Source organism: Anaerosolibacter sp. (assembly GCF_029240175.1).
Lineage (GTDB): Bacteria > Bacillota > Clostridia > Peptostreptococcales > Thermotaleaceae > Anaerosolibacter.
In genome coordinates this window covers 17,888-37,960 of the sequence record NZ_JARBTM010000025.1, presented here as the reverse complement: position 1 = coordinate 37,960, position 20,073 = coordinate 17,888, and the positions used below count along the sequence as shown (strand labels likewise).

Sequence of the window (20,073 nt, the reverse complement as noted above, 5' to 3'; positions counted from 1 at the left end):
AGAATGCCCAGGGCACTGACGGCCCTCTTTATAGGCGCCAGCTTAAGCCTGTCCGGTGCACTGATGCAAACCCTTACAAAAAACCCCATGGCTTCACCAGGGTTATTGGGGGTAAATTCTGGTGCCGCATTCTTTATGGTTTTTGCATACAGCTATTTTCCTCAGTTTACTCAAAATCATATCATGCTCTTTTCCTTTGGGGGTGCAGCCTTGGCGGTAGTGTTGGTCTATGCCTTAGCCGGCGGTATAAGAGGGTCTATTCAAACCTTTGATCTAACCCTTGCTGGGGCAGCAGTGTCTGCCTTTTTCATCTCCTTTACCCAGGTGATACTCTTCAAAGATCAAAAAACCATGGAAGAGGTTCTGTTCTGGCTTACAGGCTCCGTAGAAGGCAGAAGCATGGATGTATTGTTCAATGTGATTCCCTTTATGGCTACCGCTTGGGTTATATGTTTCATCCTATCCAGTCGACTGAATATTTTTTCTCTGGGTGAAGAAATCGCAAAGGGGTTAGGTTTAAACACGGATTTCTTAAAGCTTCAGATGATTTTGTTAGTGGTTTTACTCGCCGGTGCCTCTGTAGCTGTGGCAGGACCTATAGGGCTCGTTGGATTGATCATTCCTCACTTAACCCGATTCTTGGTTGGATCTGAATTCAAATGGGCTATACCCTACAATATGGTTCTAGGTTCTACCTTCCTATTACTGGCAGATATTGGCTCTCGTTTTATTATATTTCCAAAAGAAGTGCCCGTAGGTGCTGTAACCGCCATTATCGGCGCACCATTTTTCATCTATATTGCTAGAAAGGCGGAAAATAGATCATGAAGAATTTTTTAATCATTAGAAAAGGAAATATTTCCGCTATATATGAGAAAAGAAGTATACTTATCCTATTCATTACAGCAATCATCTGTATTTTATCCATACTCTTCAGTCTAAGTATGGGTCAAAAACATATCCCTATTTTTAAAATTATCCAAGTTCTTTTGGGGGGAGCTGGTTCTGGTGATTCTCTGATTATTCACAGCATAAGATTACCAAGAACATTGGTGGCCCTTTTTGTGGGTACTTCTCTGGGGCTTGCAGGGGCAGTTCTTCAAGGGGTTGTAAAAAATCCTCTGGCCGCACCAAATATCATTGGTATAACCGACAGCGGTTCTGTAGGGGCATTGATATTCCTCACGATATTTACCAACCCGAAGAACAATGCCCTAACAACCAGTATATTTTACATGCCTATCTTTGCTTTTATAGGCGCTTTTTCAGCGGTACTACTTGTATATTTCCTCGCTTTCAAGAAGGGCGTTACTCCCTATCGGCTGATCATGATTGGTATTGCAGTGGCTGGTGCAGCAAAGGCCCTCACTTCTATACTGATCCTTAATGGCCCTGTTGTATTTATTAAGGAAGCGCAGCTTTGGATTACCGGGACGGTTTATGGGACAAACTGGACCCATGTCAAACTGTTGTCTTCTTGGTTTATGGTTCTCTTCGTCCTGACGATCGTCTTTACTAGGGAGTTAAACATACAAAATCTAGATGACGGTATATCCATAGGCTTGGGCAGCTCCGTTGAGAAAAATCGTTTTATTTTGATGGTTTTAAGTGCTGCCCTGGCCAGCGGTGCAGTGGCTGTTGGGGGCGGTGTCAGCTTCGTAGGTCTCATCGCACCTCACATATGTAGGAAACTGACCAACTCATCCTTTGAGAATATATTGCCTCTTTCTGCTTTGGTAGGGGGTATCATCGTGGTTTTATCTGATGTAGCTGCACGAACCCTGTTCTTCCCCCTGGATTTACCTGTAGGAATATTTACCGCTGGAGTAGGTGCACCATTCTTTATATATTTACTAATCAAGAATCAGCAGACACTGAGGGGGAGGATATAAATGAGTTTATCATCAAGCAATTTAACTTTAGGATATGGCGACCATATTGTACTTGAAGATATCAATGTAATGATTCCGAAGAATAAAATTACCATACTGGTTGGAAGTAATGGCTGTGGTAAGTCTACTCTGCTAAAAACCATGGCTAGACTTTTAAAGCCCGTGTCGGGAAAAGTGTTCTTAGGAGATGTGAGTATATTTGAAAAGTCCTCCAAGGAGATAGCCAAGGAGCTTGCAATCCTTACACAAACACCTATGGCCCCTTCTGATTTGACTGTATTTAATCTGATAAAACAAGGAAGATACCCTTATCAAAGCTGGTTTAGCCAGTGGAGTAAGGAAGATGAAAAGATTGTAAATTATGCGTTGGAAAAGACAGGCTTAACTCAGATTCAGCATAAGAAGATTTCAGATTTATCGGGTGGACAAAAACAAAGAGTATGGATCGCCATGACTCTTGCTCAACAAACGGATACCATTCTGCTTGATGAACCCACAAATCATCTAGATATAAAATATAAAATCGAAGTACTCGACTTATTAAAGAACTTGAATCAGCACGAGCAAAGAACCATCGTTATTGTGCTCCATGATATTAATTTGGCTTGCAGATATGCAGATCATATGATCGCAATTAAAGATGGTACGGTGTATGGAGAAGGTGAACCTAAAAAAATCGTCACAGAAAAACTGATAGAAGATGTTTTTGGAATAAATTCAAAGATTATTGAATGCCCCTTGTTCAAGACCCCCATGTGCATCACTTATCAAAACCTTGATATGATTAGCTGAGATTATCAAATCTTATGATAGAAACCGAAGAACCCTGGTTCCCTTGATTTTCAAGGGAACCAGGGTTCTTCTTATGGAGGCCTATAACAGAATAGAACCTATCTTTCTATGGCTTAAGATATTCTGCTACACTTTCTACTACTTTAGAAAACTGACTCGCCGCTTTCCTATCATGCTCAAATGTACTCTTACCATGAGCCCCAGCCTCTGTAATTTTCACCTTCCTCTGTATAGGCTCCGTGATAACCACATGGGTATGATTTTTAAAGTATTCATGGATACGTACTAGGTTCCTTTTGGCATCAAGTAGTCTGCTATCAAACATGTTTGGAACAATAAACTTCACTTTCGAGGAAGGAAGATCTAACATAGTAAGATATTCATATACATTTCCTATGGCTTCTACGCTGGCAGCTTCTGTTTGTATCGGTACCATAATACAATCTACATAGGAAAGAATGGCATCATTAATGCTTGTTTGAGAGGGGCCACAGTCTATCACAATACAGCCATAGTCCATCTTTTCTAAATCTATCAGCATCTTCCCGAAAACCAAATCGTATCGTCTTGTCTCTTTGATATAGCTTTCAATATCCTTTAGCCCTCTGTTTGTAAGCACATCAAGATTCTCCCGTACATTATATATAATACAATCTTTTAATTTGACTTCGTTCGCCACAACCCTGCCTTTTCTTCTTGCCTCCTCTTGTTCAAAAATATCATTAATGGCTCTTTCCACATCCAATACACCCAAAGACTTCGAGGAATCTCTTTGCGAATCTAAGTCCAAAATCAAAGTTTTATACCCAAGTTTAAGGGCCAGCCCTGCCCCTAGGTTTGCCGTAAGGGTACTTTTTCCCACGCCACCCTTATTGTTATATATCCCGAGTCTCTTCATATTCAACTTCCCCCTTTACACTTTCCATAAAATCTATCTAGTACAAGTATATTCGAGGGTTGTCTTCATTGATGAATCTTTTCTAATTTCTTTATAGGATTATTTACAGCTGATGCTCTCTTCTTTATTAAATTGTCTTAGGATATAGATCATTTCTATTACCACCCAGCTATTGTTCCATCAGTTCTAGGTTCAGTTCCTCCACAAAGTGTTCCCTCTTCGTTTCTCCATATTATTTGACCACGCCCCATGGCGAGTGTATCCACCTGTGGTACGATATCATGTCCCTTAGCCACTAGTTGTAGTGCTAAATGATTGGGAAAACATGGTTCCACTTCAATTTTCTTTCCTCCTACCCATTGCCAGCGATAAGCATCTAGGGCATCCTGTGGGTTCATATGGAAATCGATTGTGTTCATAATTACTTGAACATGGCCTTGGGGTTGCATAAATCCACCCATTACCCCAAAGGGTCCCACTGCTGTATTATCTTTTGTTAAAAATCCAGGAATGATCGTATGATATGGCTTTTTATTCGGCGCCAAGGCATTGTCATGGTTTATATCTAAAGTGAAATTATGACCCCTATTGTGCAGGGCTATCCCTGTTCCAGGTATAACTAGCCCTGATCCAAAGCCCATATAGTTGCTTTGGATCATAGAAACCATGTTCCCCTCCTCGTCGGCTGTTGCCAGATATACTGTTCCCCCTGCCGTAGGATCTCCTGGTATCGGAACAGATGCTTCATCACCAATCAGGAATCTTCTCTTGGCTGCATATTCTTCTGACAGAAGCTCTTCCACTGTCACAGACATGGCCTTAGGGTCTGCTACATATTTCTGCCCATCGACGAAGGCCAGTTTCATTGCCTCTAGTTGCCTGTGCACTGTATCTATATGCTCTCTATCCTTGAACTCAAAACCACTTAAGATTTTTAACGCCAATAATGCTACAACCCCGTGTCCATTTGGAGGAATCTCCCACACATCATAGCCTCTATAGTTTATATTTATGGGTTCTACCCATTCGGATTCAAACGCTTCTAGGTCCTCTCTTCTTAAATAACCACCGTACTTTTGGGAGAATGCATCTATTTGGTTTGCTAGTTCTCCCCTATAAAACGCTTCTCCATTGGTCTCTGCGATTCGTTTTAATGTTTTGGCATGATCTAGTGACTTCCAAGTTTCCCCTGGTCTTGGTGCCCTCCCTTTTGGGGCAAAAGTTTCAAACCAACTATCAAATTCTGTTCCTTTGAGTGTCATCTTAAAATCTTTATAAGCTTTTTCCCATAGCTTCGCTACATTTGGGGTAAGGGCGTACCCTTCCGTTGCATATCGTATGGCTGGTGCCAATACATCTGTAAGGGTTAATTTCCCAAATTCCTTGGATAGTGCTGCCCATCCCCCGGGAGCTCCCGGTACCGTTACTGGTATCCATCCATGCTTTGGCATTTCTGTAATGCCACTTTCTTTAAGCTTCTCAATGGCTATTGACTTTGGTGATCTACCACTGCTGTTTAGCCCATGGAGTTCTCCTTTTGTCCATACTAGGGCAAAATTATCTCCGCCTATGCCATTGGATGTGGGTTCTACTACCGTTAGACATGCTGCGGTAGCAATTGCTGCATCAATAGCATTCCCCCCTGCCCTTAAAATCTCCAAGCCTGCTTGAGCAGCCATGGGTTGTCCAGTGGCCACCATGCCTTTTTTTGCGTATACTACATTCCTCCTTGATGGAAAATGATAGACGGAGCATCATAGTTCAATATTTTCACCTCCAGATAAGAGTATATATGCCTATTGAAAAGAGCTTAGAAGCCTTTGCTCCTAAACTCTTTTCAATAGATCTAATAGCCCGAGTATGTATTTACTTTTTTATGCTTAATTTGTACGATTTGGTGAATAATCAATATTGCTAAGATGGCAAATCCAGCTATATCTTGGGCAACACTGGCTGTAATCAACAGTAATGCACCAATAAAAGATGCTGCCCTGAGAACCATGGGTACTTCTCTCAACAGATATCCTTCTATGGCAACCCCGATCATAATAACGCCAATAATTGAGGTGACGGCTACCCGAAGGGCAATGGCCCAAGTCGTATTTAACAATAAGAGTTCATTATTGAATACGAACATATAAGGGATAATGAAGCCTGCTAAAGCAAGCTTTACCGAGGCTATGCCTGTCTTCATAGGATCTCCACCAGATAATCCTGCAGCTGCAAATGCTGCCAGGGCCACTGGAGGTGTTAGGTTGGCAAACATCGCAAAGTAGAAGACGAACAAATGGGCTGCTACGACAGGGATCCCCAGCTTAACAAGGGCAGGTGCGGCGATAGTAGCCGTAATAAGGTAAGCTGGTATACTTGGTAACCCCATACCCAAAATCATACAGGTGATCATGGCAAAGATTAAGGTTGCAAGAATACTGGTACCTCCCAATTGTATAATTGCATTTGCCATGTTTAATCCAAAGCCTGTAATACTTGTAACCGCTATGATAATCCCGACAATTGCACAGGCCATAGCCACAGATACCGTACCCTTCGCGCCACCTGCTAAAGCATCCACTATGTCCTTTCCACTCATGCGCGTACTTTCCTTGAGCATACTGGTTAGTATGGTTACAATGATTGAACAAAAGGCTGAAAATACTACCGTTTTACCACTGAAAAATAACATCCCTAGCAAAAATAATATCGGTATCAGCAGGTGTCCTCTTTCCTTCATAACATCTCTAGCCCTAGGAAGCTCTTCCTTTGGAAGTCCAACAAGATTCCTTTTAGAGGCTCTGAGGTGTACCTGTATGATAATGCCTAAATAATATAGGATTGCAGGGATTGCCGCATAAACAATAATCTTACTATACTTAATTCCTACCATTTCTGCCATAATAAAGGCTGCAGCGCCCATGATTGGCGGGAGCAACTGCCCACCTACAGAGGCCGTTGCTTCTACAGCACCAGAGAATTCCTTGGAATATCCTGTCTTCTTCATGAGAGGAATCGTAAACGCACCAGTGGTCACAACATTTGCAATGGCAGAACCGTTGATACTTCCTAAAAATCCGCTGGCAATCACAGCAACCTTCGCAGGTCCACCCTTAGAACTTCCTGCCAAAGCCAATGCAATATCATTAAAAAATTTGCCCATACCAGATTTGTTCATTACCTCTCCAAACAATATAAATAGGAATATATAGCTTGAAGCTACCCCTACAGATGTACCATAAATTCCATCTGTACTGATAAAAAACTGATTGACCAAGGATGCCCAATCATAACCCCTATGGGAGAATATGCCTGGTATATTTCTGCCAAATAGGGCGTAAGCAACAAAAACAATCGCCAATATAGTCAATGGTAACCCAGAGATTCTTCTGGAAGCTTCCAAAACCAATACAACCAAGAGTGTACCGACAATCATATCCATGGTATTGATTACCCCGGCCCGTGCGATGATATTGGGATAGTCGATCCATATATAGAGGGTGATGCCTAATGATAACACTGCCAGTATGCTATCATATATGGGAAGCTTCTTTCTGCTTACCTTATCGTTGATGGGATATAAGATAAAGGATAAAAATAGCATCATGCTGACATGAAGTGATCTATGCTTTAACGTGGCAGGTGCTCCTACAAAGGAGGTAATGAAATGATATAATGAGATGATAATTGCAGCCCAATAGACCATCTTCACTAGGGAAGACTTATCAAAGGAACGGGTTTTTTGCTCCTTGTCATATTTTTCAATAATCTCAATCTGTTGATCATCTATTTGATGATCTATCGTGATCTTCGACATACCTTAAACCTCTTTTCTATTTTCAATTTCAATGGCTCATGATGGGGTAAATTCGGACCTTTTACAATCGTCTGATCGTTTAACTTTATATATTCCATAGCAGTCTGTGAATGTATCCAATCTATTTTTTCAAAATCCTCGTCAATTTGTTCTATGACGATCGTACCATCTTCAATCCTGGTCACCTTACCCTTATTATGTGGGATCCCCGCACCAAAGCCTACTATAGTAATCCTACTAAGAAGTAGATGATTGTTTTCTTGTATATAATAATCCTCTGTCCAAGGTATATGTTCAAGGGAGTGCATCCAACCATAGGTCAGCTTATCTCCTTGAGACACATCCGCTGTTAGATATACCTCTTTATTGAGTTGATGCATAATAAAAAGCCTCTGGGTAACTGTTATTTTAAATAAAAATGTAAAACTAAAGATAATAAATATAGCCAATGTTAAATAAATTTTTAAATGGGAAGAAGCAACTCGCTGCTTCTTCCCTGTTAATCTGCTACCCATCTTATTTTATAATGCCCATTTCCTTATAGTATTTCTCTGCGCCTGGATGGAATGGGATGTTGATACCGATTTGAGACTTTTCCAATGATAAATGCGTATTCGCTGTATTATGAGATGCCTTTATGTCCTCAATATTCTCAAAAATTCCCTTTGTGATCTCGTATACAACCTCTTCGGGAAGCTCTTCCCTTACGATCATTATATTTCTAACGGATACTGTATTTACATCTGCATCTGTATCATATATATCTGCTGGGATAACTTCCTCTACGAAGAAAGGATATTTTTCTATAAGCTTCTTTGCGCCTTCTCCTTCGATCGGTACGATAACAATCTTATTTGTAGTACCTAGCTCCATAATTGTTGCATTTGGAATACCGCTGGTTACAAATGCTGCATCTATGAGTCCATTTTTCATCTGGTCTATGGCCTCACCATAGTTTAGATAGTCAACCTTGCTATCTTCATAGGTCATGCCATGGGCTTCATACATCATTCTCGCATTTAGCTCAACCCCTGAATTTGGAGCACCAATTCCAACTCTCTTTCCTTTTAGATCTTCAAACTTCGTGATCCCTGATTTATCAGTCGTAACAAGCTGCACATAGTTTGGATATAAGCCCATTAGTGCTCTTAAGTTCTTTTGCGGTTCCTTACCTTCAAAGGCTCCAAAAGCATCATATGCTTGAGCTATGGCATCTGACATAGTAATCGCTAGGTCAGCCTTACCACCCAATATTAAATTAATATTTTCTACAGATGCCCCCGTTGATTGGGCAGACGATTTGTATCCTAACTTATTCTTAATAACATTTGAAAAAGCTCCCCCTATTGGATAGTATAGTCCGCTGGTAGGGCCTGTCGCCACTGTGATGAAGTAATCATCCTTATTAATAGTGCTCTCACTGCTGCTTTCTGTACTGTTAGAACTCTGTTCTGCTGGTGTACTCGTTCCACCACCACATGCTGTTACCAATAATGAAAATATTAGTACCATTGCAACAAGTAATATTGATTTCCTTTTCATTTCGATTCCTCCTATAAGTTATTCTCTTGCATATTGCTTTAGTAGCAATTACCATGCCAAGTTATCAAACAAGGAAATCCAAAGGTTTTTCTAATGTTTAGCTAATCTATACACTAAAAACAGAGGAAAATATTGCCTCACCGGCATTATTTTCCTCTATAGTCCATATTCCTTGATCTTATTTCTTAGACCTCTTTCACTTATTCCAAGCATTTCTGCCGTATCTTTTCTACGTCCATTGTTTAGCGCTAGCGTCGCCTTGATCATTCGCTTCTCGATCTCATCAAGCCTAAGTCCGACTAGTGAATCTACCTCCCTATCTAGATTGGCATAGGTTTTACCCTCCTTGACCTTTTCTGGAAGGTCATCTAACTCCATCGTATCACCCTTCGCCATAAGAATACCGCACTCCATTATATTGGACAATTCTCTGATATTCCCAGGATATGGATAATTAAGGAGTCGCTCTTGGGTAGCAGGAGATAGCTTTACCACCTGCTTTCCAAACTCCTTATTGTATATGCCCATAAAGTGCTCGAAGAGTAATGGTAAATCCTCTTTTTTATCTCTCAGGGGTGGCAACTTTATTTCCATGACATTTAATCTGAAAAAAAGGTCTTTTCTGAAGAGATCCTCCTCCATAAGCTTTCTCAAATCTCTGTTGGTGGAGGCGATAACCCTAGCCTTCATCTTTATAGGGGTATTGCTTCCAAGGGGAGTGAATTCTTTTTGCTCTAAAACTCTTAGGAGCTTTGATTGGAGAGCCAGGCCCATGTCTCCTATTTCATCCAATAAAATTGTGCCCGTATTGGCGTACTCGAACTTTCCTATACCATCTCTATCCGCTCCAGTAAAGGCTCCTTTCTTATGACCAAAAAGCTCACCTTCTAAAAGCCCCTCTGGGATTGCTGCACAGTTTATCTCTACAAAATTTTCGTTGCCTCGTTTTCCGCTGTAGTGGATCGCTCGTGCTACCAGTTCTTTACCCGTTCCACTTTCTCCGGTTATCAATACATTGGTATCCACATCCTTCAGCTTATCTATTAACTCAAATATAGCTCTCATAGATGGACTTTTTCCTAGGATTCCGTTGTGATTGTATTTGTTTCTTAACTCATTACTTAGATAGGCAACCTTCTCATTTAATGCCCTAAACTCTAATGCCTTATCTATGGTCACGATTAGCTCATCCATATTCAAAGGCTTCAATAAGTAGGTAAATGCCCCATTTTTTATTGCCTCTATTGTCGAGTCTATGGAGCTATAGGCTGTCATCATAATTACAACGATATCCTTATGAAGCTCCTTGATGTTCTTTAGTACCTCTAAGCCGCTAATCCTTCCGATCCGCAAATCTAACAAAACCACATCAAAGGCATGCTCCTGAAGTAAGGTCAGCCCTTCTTTAGGATTGGTAGTGGTAGTTACAATGTATAAATCTTCTAATGCATAGATAAGGGATGAGCATATATTTTTCTCGTCATCTATGATCAGTACACTATTTCTCATATAAATTCACTCCCAAATACTAATGTTATTTCTGTATATTCGTGTTTGCGGCTTTCTATGGATACCCTACAGTTATTCATCTCTAGCATTTGAATGGATAGGGGCAGACCTAAACCTGTTCCTTTTTCCTTTGTAGTATAAAATATCTCATAAGCTCTCTCCAATTCTTCCTTATCCATCCCGATACCATTATCCCGAATAAACAACTTCACACAATTCTCTTCTCGAAATCCGTCTATGATTATTCTTCCCTGATAGCTACTATCATGGATGGTCTCAGCTCTTTCCTTGATAGCATCTATGGCGTTAAGGATGAAATTTATAATTCCTTGTTTAATTTGACTCTTGTCTCCATACACATACATACTTCCCTGAATATGGTTTTCATGATCAATATTATTTTGCTCTAATACAGGCTTAAAAAGGGTTAGATAAGCGCTTGCAATTTCATCCAGCTGAAAGCCTGTCTTATTCTGACTCTTTGGCTTTGCATAGTCGATCAGACTCTCTATTAGGTTATTGACTCTTTCAATCTCCTCTGGAACAACCAATGCAATTTCTTCCTTGAATTTTTGATTGTCTATCTTCTTTGGAAGCAATTCTATAAATGTCTTAATCGTCGTTAGTGGATTTCTGATTTCATGGGATATACCCGATATAATCTGGGTGAGGGTACGGTTTTTATCCCGTTCCATGATTTGCTCTTTAAGCTTACACTCCTGGGTAATATCTTCAATGGTAATGATCACACCCCTTAGTTTTTTCTCATAATCATTCAAGGGGTACATTACATACCTATAAATGAATTCTTTTTTACCTCTTATATATTTAAATTGATCACAGATATATCCTTTGCTTTCCCTCACCACCATATCCATGCTCCCTTTGAGCATAAGGTTCATCGGCTCAATGTTAAAGATGGACTCTCCAATGGGAGGCTCCTTCAACTCTGCCATAGCTAAGGCAGTGCTATTGAAAATGGAGATAACACCTGCTACATCAAAAATAGCTATCCCTCTGGGGCTACTCTCACAGATGAGATCTTTTAACTCATTGTTGTTCCTAGTCTCGATGATTTGCGCTTCTAAATCTAAATTGGACTTGGAAAGCTCCAGGGTTTTTAGCTTCACCTGCTGCTTCAGCTGCATATTCCATACAATACCCATGCACAGAATAAACAGTCCTACGATCAACCCTATAAAACTTATTCTGATGATACTTTTCAACCTTCTAGCGATATTGGCTTCTCCATTATCCACCCATTTTAAATAGAGGTTCTCGTATTCTCCACTGAGCTTTAGTTGGCTGATTCCTTTATTTAATAGATTATAAAGATTCCGATTCTCTCCCTTGACAGCTATTGAATACTCAATGGGTGTGGTGTAACTGTCTATGATGGTGTATTCTTTTGTCAGTTCATACTTATCTAGAAGGTATTCTGCTGTATCCTTAACGCCCAGTAGAAAATCTGCTCGATCCATCAACAGGAGTTCAAAGGCATCCTCTTGATTGAAGGCTACATTAAAATTAACCAATCTCACATTTTCGAGAAAATTCAGCTCAACAGAATCATTCTCCACACTGGCTATATAGTATGAACTGTTCAAGTGACTCTGGATCTCTTTACTATCTTCCGTTCTCGCTAGCATGCAAACCACCGATTGAACGACACTCTCTGTGTAATATATTTTGTCAGTGAGGCTAGGGTCGTATCTTAGTCCTAATACCAAATCTACACGACCATCAAGTAAACTCTCTATACTTAGCTCCTTGTTTAAGCGTATATAGTTTATCTGAATATGATTTTTTGCTGCAATATGATTTAATATATCGATGTTAAAACCCATTAACTCCCCGTCCTCTTCAAACTGAAAAGGCGGAAGACTAGGGTCAACCCCTACATTTAATATTATAGGGGGACTTGTAGGATCAGCAAATGTACTGCTTGTAGGAATTGATGCCAAGAGCATCATAATGAATAACAGGCATATGTACTTTCTATGTTTCATATTTATCACCGTATTATGAATATTTTCTTTATACATTGCGATAATCGTTTGCTGTAAGTACTTCTATATCCATCTTTCATCTCCTCCATAAACGCAATAATTACTAAACACAAATACCACTATTTTTTATCAACAATGGGTATGGACCATTTTTGAGGGTATAAATATTGATGTTTAAAGAATTGCAAGACCACCTTCATATGTATGTAGGTGGTCTTGCTTACACTTAGTCTACCTATCTTCCCCAATATTCAAGGTGTATTTTTCAACTGCTTCCCTCTTTATCCAAAGGGTGGCGCTGATTAGGTTAAATAAGACTTCTCCCAAAAAGATAGCTGCAATAGCATCTAGCACAGCATGCTGCTTCACAAATAAGGTGGACAAAATAACGGTGAAGGCTATGCCCGAAATCACCAACTGATTTCCATGGTTTCTAATACTACTATGTCTAATTCCTTTGAACATGAGGTAACTGCTTAGAGAGTGGATACTTGGAAAACAATTAAATGGTTGATCTGTAGCATAAACCCATGCCACTATTTTGGTTAAGATATCCTCTCCTACTAGGATCGGTCTAGGCACAGCGGTCTGATAAAAAAAATACACGCCATAGCAAATCAAAAGACCTAGGTTCAGAGAAAGTAATGTCTTATAATAGGTCTCCCGATCTTTCAAGCAAAAATAAGCAAGGGTACAAATCAAAAATAGATACCATGCCACATAAGGGATGATAAATATTTTTAAAAAGGGAATGCTCCGGTCTATATCTGTCATGAGACTATATGCTCCCCTATCCCCATGATTCAAAACCCCATAAAGAATATTTAAAAGGGGAATGGATATCATCAGACATAAGGCCGTTATATTTTTCTTGGTATTCTTCATTTTCATCTCTCCTTTACGATCGCTACTATCATTGTAAAGGAAAGAGATTAATAAAAGACTGGAAGAACCTTAGAACTTCATTAAAATTCCATTAAAACCAACAAATCCATAAGATCTCTCGATGATTTCCAAGAATTGATATATGATGGAAGCAAAACAAGGAAATCAACAGCGCTATGTGGAATATTTCAATGACTTAGGTTGCAGAAAGTCAAACCTATAATCCATGAAACGTGACCTAAAAAATAGAGAAGATAAAAAGGAGCACAAAAATGATTGATATATTCTATGAAAATGAACATGAAGATATAGCCTTTACCCATTTAAAGGCAATCGATCAAAACTTAACCCATAAAACCTTTAGCCATTGTCAATTTAAGAACTGTGATTTCTCACAATCTGATTTTTCATCATCCTTTTTTGAAGATTGCTCTTTTAAGGAGTGCAATCTAAGCTTGACACAGTTTTATGGTGCCAAGTTAAGGAATGTACACTTTGAGAACTGTAAATTATTAGGCATACACTTTAATAAAATTGATACCTTTATTATTACGATCAGCTTTAAAGATTGTTTTATTCAAAACTGTAACTTTTCTGATCTTACTTTAAAAGCAAGTATGTTTCAACAGTCTAAGATCTTAGAATGCGATTTCATCAATACCGATTTATCAGGAAGCTGCTTTACCTATTCAACTTTATCGGGCACAAAATTTGATAATACGAATTTATCAAAGGCAAACTTTTCTTTTGCTAAGGATTATGCAATCAATCCATTGAAAAATAAAACAACAAAGACCATTCTTACTTTACCTGATGCCATTTCACTTTTAAAGTATTTTGACTTTATCATAAAGTAAATCAGAGTAATCAGCAATCATCGTGTCAAAAGGCTGCGGATAGCTATATTTATCCACAGCCTTTTCCATTATTTATTCATTTTTATGGTTACTCTTTTTGTGATTCCATCCCAGTCAGCTTCGCATCCAAGGTTCTCAACGATAAACCTTAAGGGCAGCATGGTTCTACCGCTGTCTGAAATATAGGGTGCCACATCACTTTCTCTGCTTACGCCATTTACCCTTGCGGTTTTGCTTCCGATCCAAAGATAAATCTTATTATTCTTTAGATAGATATCTACTCTTTTGTCTGATGCGTTCCATTCTACTTCTCCACCCATAGCCTCAATCACCGACCTTATGGGAAGGAAAGTCCTGCCGTTCTTTATGGTCATTGTCGTCCCCTTGCCCGGGTCTATCTCTTTTCTTTGTCCATCTACAAACATATATTTACTTCCTACTTCTAATATAATGTTTTTCTTCATTGATCCAGACTTTACAGCCACTTCATTAGAAGCAGGACCCAGGGTTTTATCCCTATAAACAGCTTTCAAAATATAGTAATAGGTGGTGTTGTTTTCAATATTCTTATCAATGTAAGACATTTCTTCTATAGGAAAATCTGTCACAGGCGTACTTGATTGCTTACCTGAAGCGGTTCCCCTATATAGGTTATATCCTATGATGTTACTTGTATCATTTTGCTTGTTCCATGATAGTCGAACACCATCTTCTCCTGTTTTTGCACTTAAAGTTATTCTTGATTTCAGCACTACTTTCACTTCATTAGAGGCAGGGCCTATGGTCTTATCCTTATAAACTACCTTTACTACATAGTAATAGGTGGTTCCGCTTTCAACGTTTTTATCCGTATAAGATGTTCCTTCTATAGGGAAATCTGTGACGGGTGTATTTGACTGTCTTCCTGACGCCGTTCCTCGATAAAGGTTATATCCTACAATATTCTTTGTACTGCTTGGTTTGGTCCAAGTGAATGAAATACTTCTATCCTCAGGTGTCGCTGTTAATTTACATTTTTGAAAATCTACCTGATCATCCTCTATCTCAATGAGTTCAAAGGTTTCCCAGCTCCCAACCTTTTCCCTATCTGCGACGACTTTGTCTCCCCCACCATCTTCTGCGCACAAATACCGGTCATTATAGGCTTTCAAAGCGATTTTGTTATTGTTTAGCCTTACAAGTCGAAAGGTCTCTTTCTTATTTATTTCGTCCCTATCTACATAGACATCTTTCCCATCATTGGAGACACTCACATAGTCTCCGTTACACCCCTTCAGGGCAACATATCCTTTCCCTAGGTCAATCAGCTGAAAAGTTTCCCATTCTCCAATCTTATCCCTATTGGCTGTTAATGTGCTTCCTCCCCCATTCTCAGCGCACAGGTATTTTCCATTGAAAGTCTTAATAGCGACCATCATCTTCCCGTTATCTAACCCGTAGCTATCCAGGGGAATAGCCATGATTGACAACATCATCATTAGGACGATTACATAGGCGGTGAATCTCTTGAAATTTCCATTCATTCTTTTCATACCAACACTCCTTCTTTTTGCGCGAAGCATTTATTCTTAAATCTTAAAGCTATCCTTGTTTTTCCAATATCATTATAAGTATCTCATCCCTTAAAAATGCACGTTCTATAGAACTGTAATGAAAATAAGATAATTGTCATCATACTGTAAATAAAAGATAACACTGTTGTAACTTTCTTCCTTCAGTCTATAAAATATAAAAGCCCCACCCTTCGAGATCCAATGGATAAAACAAAAAACACATCTAAAGCGATATCCTCTACCCTATCACTTTAGATGTGTTTCATAAGCAGCATGACTGCTTTTAGTGGAATTACAGTGATTTAATGTACAAATTCTTAGATAGCTCCTGAAGTCTATCCTCATCTAATATATATACCGTTTTATTCTCCAGCTTTATAATTTCTTTCGACTCCAGATCTTTAAATGTTCTATTCAAGTGCCTATAGGTTGTTCCTAAAAATTGAGCAATCTCTAAGAATGATGCATTCAAAATGATATAGTTCTTATCGGTGATATGCTCAATTAAATAACTAGATAATCTATTGATGAGGGGATATACAAAATTGTATGAGGTGTTATTAATGGTTGCATACAGCTTTTCGCTTAAAGAATCTACCAAATGATGTAACAACTTTACATTATCTACGTATTGCCGCCTAAGTATATCTGAAGGTATTGCGATCAAGTAAGTATCTTCTACTGCATCAATATTACAGCGTATAGGAATATTTTTTAAAAGCTCCAAATCTCCTATAGTGTTAAATTCCTTATAAAACTTTAAGAGCATAGATTTTCCGTTTTCGAAAAGATATGAAATTTTGATTTTCCCATCTACAAGCAAATAATAGTATTCAAGATTCGTCTCAGCTTCCAATATATGCTCCTCTTTCTCATAAAAGTGAAGCTGCGCATGTTTTAATATCTCTTTATCCAATATATTTTCGATAGCATGCTTCACAATATAATGGTTGAAAAGATCATTGTTCAAAATTTTTCTCATAAATCCTCCTTAGCATGACATATGTCATGTGAAAGTTGATAGGAATATTGTATTTTATTGATAAAGACTTGTAAAGGAAAGGAGAGATTTATCTATGTATAAAAACTTAGCCCTTATCAATGGTATACTGCTTGCCATCATGGTCTTTTTCAACGGAATGCTCGCCAATATCACGGGCCCTTATATAAGTACGTTAATATTTCATGTACTAGGATTTATAGTGATTATGATGATTTCCCTAATAAAGAAAAACAGACTTTCAAACTTAAAATCCATTCCCCTTATATTCATGCTGCCAGGTATATTCAGCGTTATAACCATATTTTTAAATAATATCGCCATACCCCAAATAGGTTTGACCCTTGCTATAGGGGTGACTTTATTTGGCCAACTTGTCATGTCTAGCTTGGTAGAGCATTTGGGATTGTTTGGTATGCCCGTTAATCGGTTTAAGAAAGAAAAAATACTTGGATTTTCAATCATATCCCTTGGAATCATCGTTATGATTACAATGTAAGGAGGAACAAAATGATTTATATAGGCTTATCCTTTCTCACTGGAATCACAATCGTTATCAATATGATGTTAAATGGTAAGCTTGCGCAAAAGGAAGGTTTGATCAATGGTGTGATGATTAATTATTTCATAGCTACTCTATCATCCATTGCCCTGTGTATAATTATGATAAGATCTATTCCAATTTATTCAGCCATAAGAGGTATTCCCCTCCTGTATCTTTTAGGAGGTTTTATGGGCGTATTAACAACTTATATGTTTAATGTGATCGTTCCTAATCTACCTGCGGTATATGTGGTTATACTTCGCTTTATCGGTCAAATGCTTGCAAGCGCCATGATAGATTATATTTACCTAGACATTTTTTCTAGGAGTAAGATCATCGGAGGTATTCTATTTCTCTTAGGTCTTATAGCCAATGCAAAAGTTGATAGAAGATACACAGAAGAAAATCTTCAGTCAAGTGAGGATATTTAGATTTCTTGACTGACTCACCTGCCTAAGGTCTTGAAAAGGGCTTGTATGTTATAATAATAAGAACGATCTGTATAGGAATAGGAGGAGTAAACATGAAGTACGAGATTATCATATTTGATGCGGATGAGACCCTATTTGATTTTAAAAGGTCTGAAAGGGATGCCATAAAAAATGCCATGCTTGAGTTTGATATAGCATATGATGAAAATCATCACCTGAAAATCTATCAAGATATAAATACGACGATATGGAAAGAGTTTGAAGAGGGGCTAATTACCCAGCAAGCATTAAAGATTGAAAGATTCAAAAGACTATCCGCCCAGCTCAATCTTTACTTCGATGAGGCTGAATTTGCAAAATCTTATATAAAGTATCTGTCCCTTGCATCTTTTTTATATGATGACACCATGGCTCTAGTAGAAAGCCTTCATAAGGATTATCGACTCACGATCATTACCAACGGTCTTACCCATGTTCAGGATCATCGAATAAGAAAATCTATTATCGCCAAGTATTTTGAGGATATCGTGGTATCTGAAGAGGTTCAGGTATCCAAGCCCGATCCTAAGATATTTGAGTATGCATTAAACAATATTAAGCATACGGATAAGCGCAAGGTTTTGATCGTAGGAGATAGCTTAACCTCTGATATTCAGGGTGGGATAAACTTTGGTATCGATACGTGTTGGTTTAATCCAAATAAAATCGCAAATAAAACAGGAATAACACCTACCTATGAGATTTCTAATTTAATGGACCTAAAGGATATACTTTGAAAATATAATTAAATGGGAAAAGCTGTTCTAAGACTCAGAGCCATTTCTCCTGTCTTTTTTATCAACATAAAAGGAGTTTACATTCTCATATAGAAATATATAGGCATTGATATATTCAAAGGGGGAGCAGTCGAATGGATGAGCTGTTGAAAAAATATGTGGAATTGGCTGACTTAGTAAATAGTTTTACCGAAGATGATTTAGCGGTAGCCATAAGCGATAGAGAATATGTACTGAGATATATCCCAGGGCAAAATGTGGACATTAGGATGATAGAGGGGGATCGTCTCAAAAGTCATACCGTGCTCTTTCAATGTATGGAGCAGCAAACAAAAGTTACAAGAAACATAAGTAAAGAGCTCTTTGGTAAAGCTATTTCTGCCACAGCAACGCCCATACTAGATAAAAGTGGTAGAATTATTGGGGCTATTGGTACTGCAAAAAGCATTAGTGAAAGAGAGGAATTGCTGGATATCATCAACACGCTGGCCACTTCGTTAACAGAGATGACGAATACCACCTCTCTCATATCAGCAAGTGCTGAAGAAATAGCGTCTACTGGAGGTACGATGATTAGCACCGTCAATGGTGCCCTATCTAAAGCAAATGAAACAGATCAAGTCATTGGATTTGTGCAGCAGATAGCCAAACAGACAAATCTGCTTGGATTAAATGCAGCCATTGAGGCTGCAAGAGCAGGCGACGCAGGTAGAGGCTTTCAGGTTGTAGCAGAGGAAATAAGAAAATTAGCGGTTTCTAGTAATGAATCTGTAGAAAAAATTGCATCGGTTTTAAGAGAGATTAAGGGAAGTATCCATAAAATCATGCAGATGGTTGAAAATAATGGTGCACTAACCCAAGAGCAAGCAGCTGGCACCCAAGAAATTACTGCAGAAATAAATGAACTTTCTGGCTTGGCAGACAGGTTAAATACCTTCGCCCATAAATTATAATAAAGTACGCTCTTCTAATCACAACTATACAGGTAATGATACACTAACCAAGTTCTTGCAAAGTAAAAATCCCTATTTTCCTTTGATATCAAAGGAAAATAGGGATTTTTTTCTGGTGTTCCCGGCGGGAATCGAACCCACGGCCTACTGCTTAGGAGGCAGTTGCTCTATCCTACTGAGCTACGGAAACAAGAAAGCATGTGCAGAAAATATATTACCATAATTCTTGAAACTATGCAAATGTAAAAAACCTCAATATACAGCTGTATTATTGAATAAAATCCTATTATTTATACATAGGCACCCTTTGCTTATACTTTTAGTGTCCTAATTTCTTAGATAATCTGGATACCGCTTACTTCCACTTCTTTGAACAGTAGATAATTGGCTAGGGTAAGCTTTAGGGCATGCTTCACAACAGCGCCTTTATATACAAAGACCTCTAACCCCTCTACTTCGAAACGATCAAACCGATAGGCTTCCTTGGGCGGCCCTAGAACTACATGGGGTATAGAAGCATGGACACAGCAGGACTGACTGGCCTCGAGCTCTACAGTTAAAACCTTTTCACCTTTTTTCTGTAAGTGCTGCTTCACTTTTTCATCCAACTTTATTTCCATCTGC

Annotated in this window: 19 protein-coding genes and 1 tRNA gene; 8 read left to right on the top strand and 12 right to left on the bottom strand. The window is 38.7% G+C overall.

Going from position 1 to position 20,073, the window contains the following annotated elements; all coding sequences use genetic code 11:
• The 3 genes from K0R93_RS15925 to K0R93_RS15915 all read left to right on the top strand — a co-directional run.
• On the top strand, positions 1-828 hold an 828-nt coding region (locus K0R93_RS15925), incomplete at its 5' end, for a FecCD family ABC transporter permease (protein WP_300303252.1).
• Positions 825-1,892 (top strand): FecCD family ABC transporter permease, encoded by a 1,068-nt coding sequence (locus K0R93_RS15920; protein ID WP_300303250.1) that lies wholly within the window; start codon positions 825-827, stop codon positions 1,890-1,892. The genes K0R93_RS15925 and K0R93_RS15920, both read left to right, overlap by 4 nt.
• The gene (locus K0R93_RS15915) at positions 1,893-2,684 is read left to right on the top strand and encodes an ABC transporter ATP-binding protein (protein WP_300303248.1); all 792 of its coding nucleotides are present in this window, start codon (positions 1,893-1,895) and stop codon (positions 2,682-2,684) included. It abuts the gene before it with no gap.
• Positions 2,685-2,790: 106 nt separating this feature from the next.
• Here K0R93_RS15915 and K0R93_RS15910 read toward each other — a convergent pair whose 3' ends face one another.
• The 8 genes from K0R93_RS15910 to K0R93_RS15875 form a co-directional block, all read right to left on the bottom strand.
• Positions 2,791-3,582, bottom strand: a complete 792-nt coding sequence (locus K0R93_RS15910; RefSeq protein WP_300303245.1) for a ParA family protein — start codon at positions 3,580-3,582, stop codon at positions 2,791-2,793.
• A gap of 158 nt (positions 3,583-3,740) precedes the next feature.
• Complete coding sequence (locus tag K0R93_RS15905) at positions 3,741-5,282, bottom strand: gamma-glutamyltransferase family protein (protein ID WP_300303243.1); 1,542 nt, start codon at positions 5,280-5,282, stop codon at positions 3,741-3,743.
• 146 nt (positions 5,283-5,428) lie between these two features.
• Complete coding sequence (locus tag K0R93_RS15900) at positions 5,429-7,390, bottom strand: TRAP transporter permease (protein WP_300303241.1); 1,962 nt, start codon at positions 7,388-7,390, stop codon at positions 5,429-5,431.
• Positions 7,372-7,770, bottom strand: coding sequence for a DUF1850 domain-containing protein (locus K0R93_RS15895; protein WP_300303239.1), 399 nt, complete (start codon positions 7,768-7,770; stop codon positions 7,372-7,374). Before K0R93_RS15895 ends, K0R93_RS15900 begins: the two co-directional genes overlap by 19 nt.
• 136 nt (positions 7,771-7,906) lie before the next feature.
• A complete protein-coding gene (locus K0R93_RS15890; protein WP_300303237.1) occupies positions 7,907-8,932 on the bottom strand; it encodes a TAXI family TRAP transporter solute-binding subunit in 1,026 nt (341 codons plus the stop codon).
• A 156-nt stretch (positions 8,933-9,088) separates the two neighbouring features.
• Complete coding sequence (locus K0R93_RS15885) at positions 9,089-10,441, bottom strand: sigma-54-dependent transcriptional regulator (RefSeq protein WP_300303235.1); 1,353 nt, start codon at positions 10,439-10,441, stop codon at positions 9,089-9,091.
• Positions 10,438-12,450: a transporter substrate-binding domain-containing protein gene (locus K0R93_RS15880; protein WP_300303233.1), complete on the bottom strand. Its 2,013-nt coding sequence runs from the start codon at positions 12,448-12,450 to the stop codon at positions 10,438-10,440. The genes K0R93_RS15885 and K0R93_RS15880 overlap by 4 nt, the downstream gene beginning before the upstream one ends.
• A 231-nt stretch (positions 12,451-12,681) precedes the next feature.
• Positions 12,682-13,335: a phosphatase PAP2 family protein gene (locus K0R93_RS15875; RefSeq protein ID WP_300303231.1), complete on the bottom strand. Its 654-nt coding sequence runs from the start codon at positions 13,333-13,335 to the stop codon at positions 12,682-12,684.
• Positions 13,336-13,607: 272 nt separating this feature from the next.
• Between K0R93_RS15875 and K0R93_RS15870 the strand changes: the two genes are divergently transcribed.
• Positions 13,608-14,192, top strand: a complete 585-nt coding sequence (locus tag K0R93_RS15870) for a pentapeptide repeat-containing protein (protein ID WP_300303229.1) — start codon at positions 13,608-13,610, stop codon at positions 14,190-14,192.
• A 68-nt stretch (positions 14,193-14,260) separates the two neighbouring features.
• Here K0R93_RS15870 and K0R93_RS15865 read toward each other — a convergent pair whose 3' ends face one another.
• Both K0R93_RS15865 and K0R93_RS15860 read right to left on the bottom strand, forming a co-directional pair.
• The gene (locus K0R93_RS15865) at positions 14,261-15,724 is read right to left on the bottom strand and encodes a stalk domain-containing protein (RefSeq protein WP_300303226.1); all 1,464 of its coding nucleotides are present in this window, start codon (positions 15,722-15,724) and stop codon (positions 14,261-14,263) included.
• Positions 15,725-16,037: 313 nt separating this feature from the next.
• The gene (locus tag K0R93_RS15860; protein WP_300303224.1) at positions 16,038-16,727 is read right to left on the bottom strand and encodes a Crp/Fnr family transcriptional regulator; all 690 of its coding nucleotides are present in this window, start codon (positions 16,725-16,727) and stop codon (positions 16,038-16,040) included.
• Positions 16,728-16,821: 94 nt separating this feature from the next.
• On the opposite strand from K0R93_RS15860, the gene K0R93_RS15855 reads away from it, so the two are divergent.
• The 4 genes from K0R93_RS15855 (at position 16,822) to K0R93_RS15840 (ending at position 19,449) form a co-directional block, all read left to right on the top strand.
• Positions 16,822-17,244 (top strand): DMT family transporter, encoded by a 423-nt coding sequence (locus K0R93_RS15855; protein WP_300303222.1) that lies wholly within the window; start codon positions 16,822-16,824, stop codon positions 17,242-17,244.
• A gap of 11 nt (positions 17,245-17,255) precedes the next feature.
• Complete coding sequence (locus tag K0R93_RS15850; protein WP_300303220.1) at positions 17,256-17,720, top strand: DMT family transporter; 465 nt, start codon at positions 17,256-17,258, stop codon at positions 17,718-17,720.
• A gap of 92 nt (positions 17,721-17,812) precedes the next feature.
• Complete coding sequence (locus K0R93_RS15845) at positions 17,813-18,496, top strand: YjjG family noncanonical pyrimidine nucleotidase (protein WP_300303218.1); 684 nt, start codon at positions 17,813-17,815, stop codon at positions 18,494-18,496.
• 134 nt (positions 18,497-18,630) lie between these two features.
• Positions 18,631-19,449 carry a methyl-accepting chemotaxis protein gene (locus tag K0R93_RS15840; protein WP_300303216.1) on the top strand — a complete coding sequence of 273 codons (819 nt, stop codon included), beginning with the start codon at positions 18,631-18,633 and terminating at the stop codon, positions 19,447-19,449.
• A 113-nt stretch (positions 19,450-19,562) separates the two neighbouring features.
• Here the strand turns inward: K0R93_RS15840 and K0R93_RS15835 are convergent.
• Together K0R93_RS15835 and K0R93_RS15830 are read right to left on the bottom strand one after the other, a co-directional pair.
• A tRNA-Arg gene (locus tag K0R93_RS15835) sits at positions 19,563-19,639 on the bottom strand.
• A 145-nt stretch (positions 19,640-19,784) separates the two neighbouring features.
• Entirely contained in the window at positions 19,785-20,069 is a 285-nt protein-coding gene (locus K0R93_RS15830; RefSeq protein WP_300303214.1) for a CC/Se motif family (seleno)protein, read from the bottom strand.
• Between the last annotated feature and the right edge of the window lie 4 nt (positions 20,070-20,073).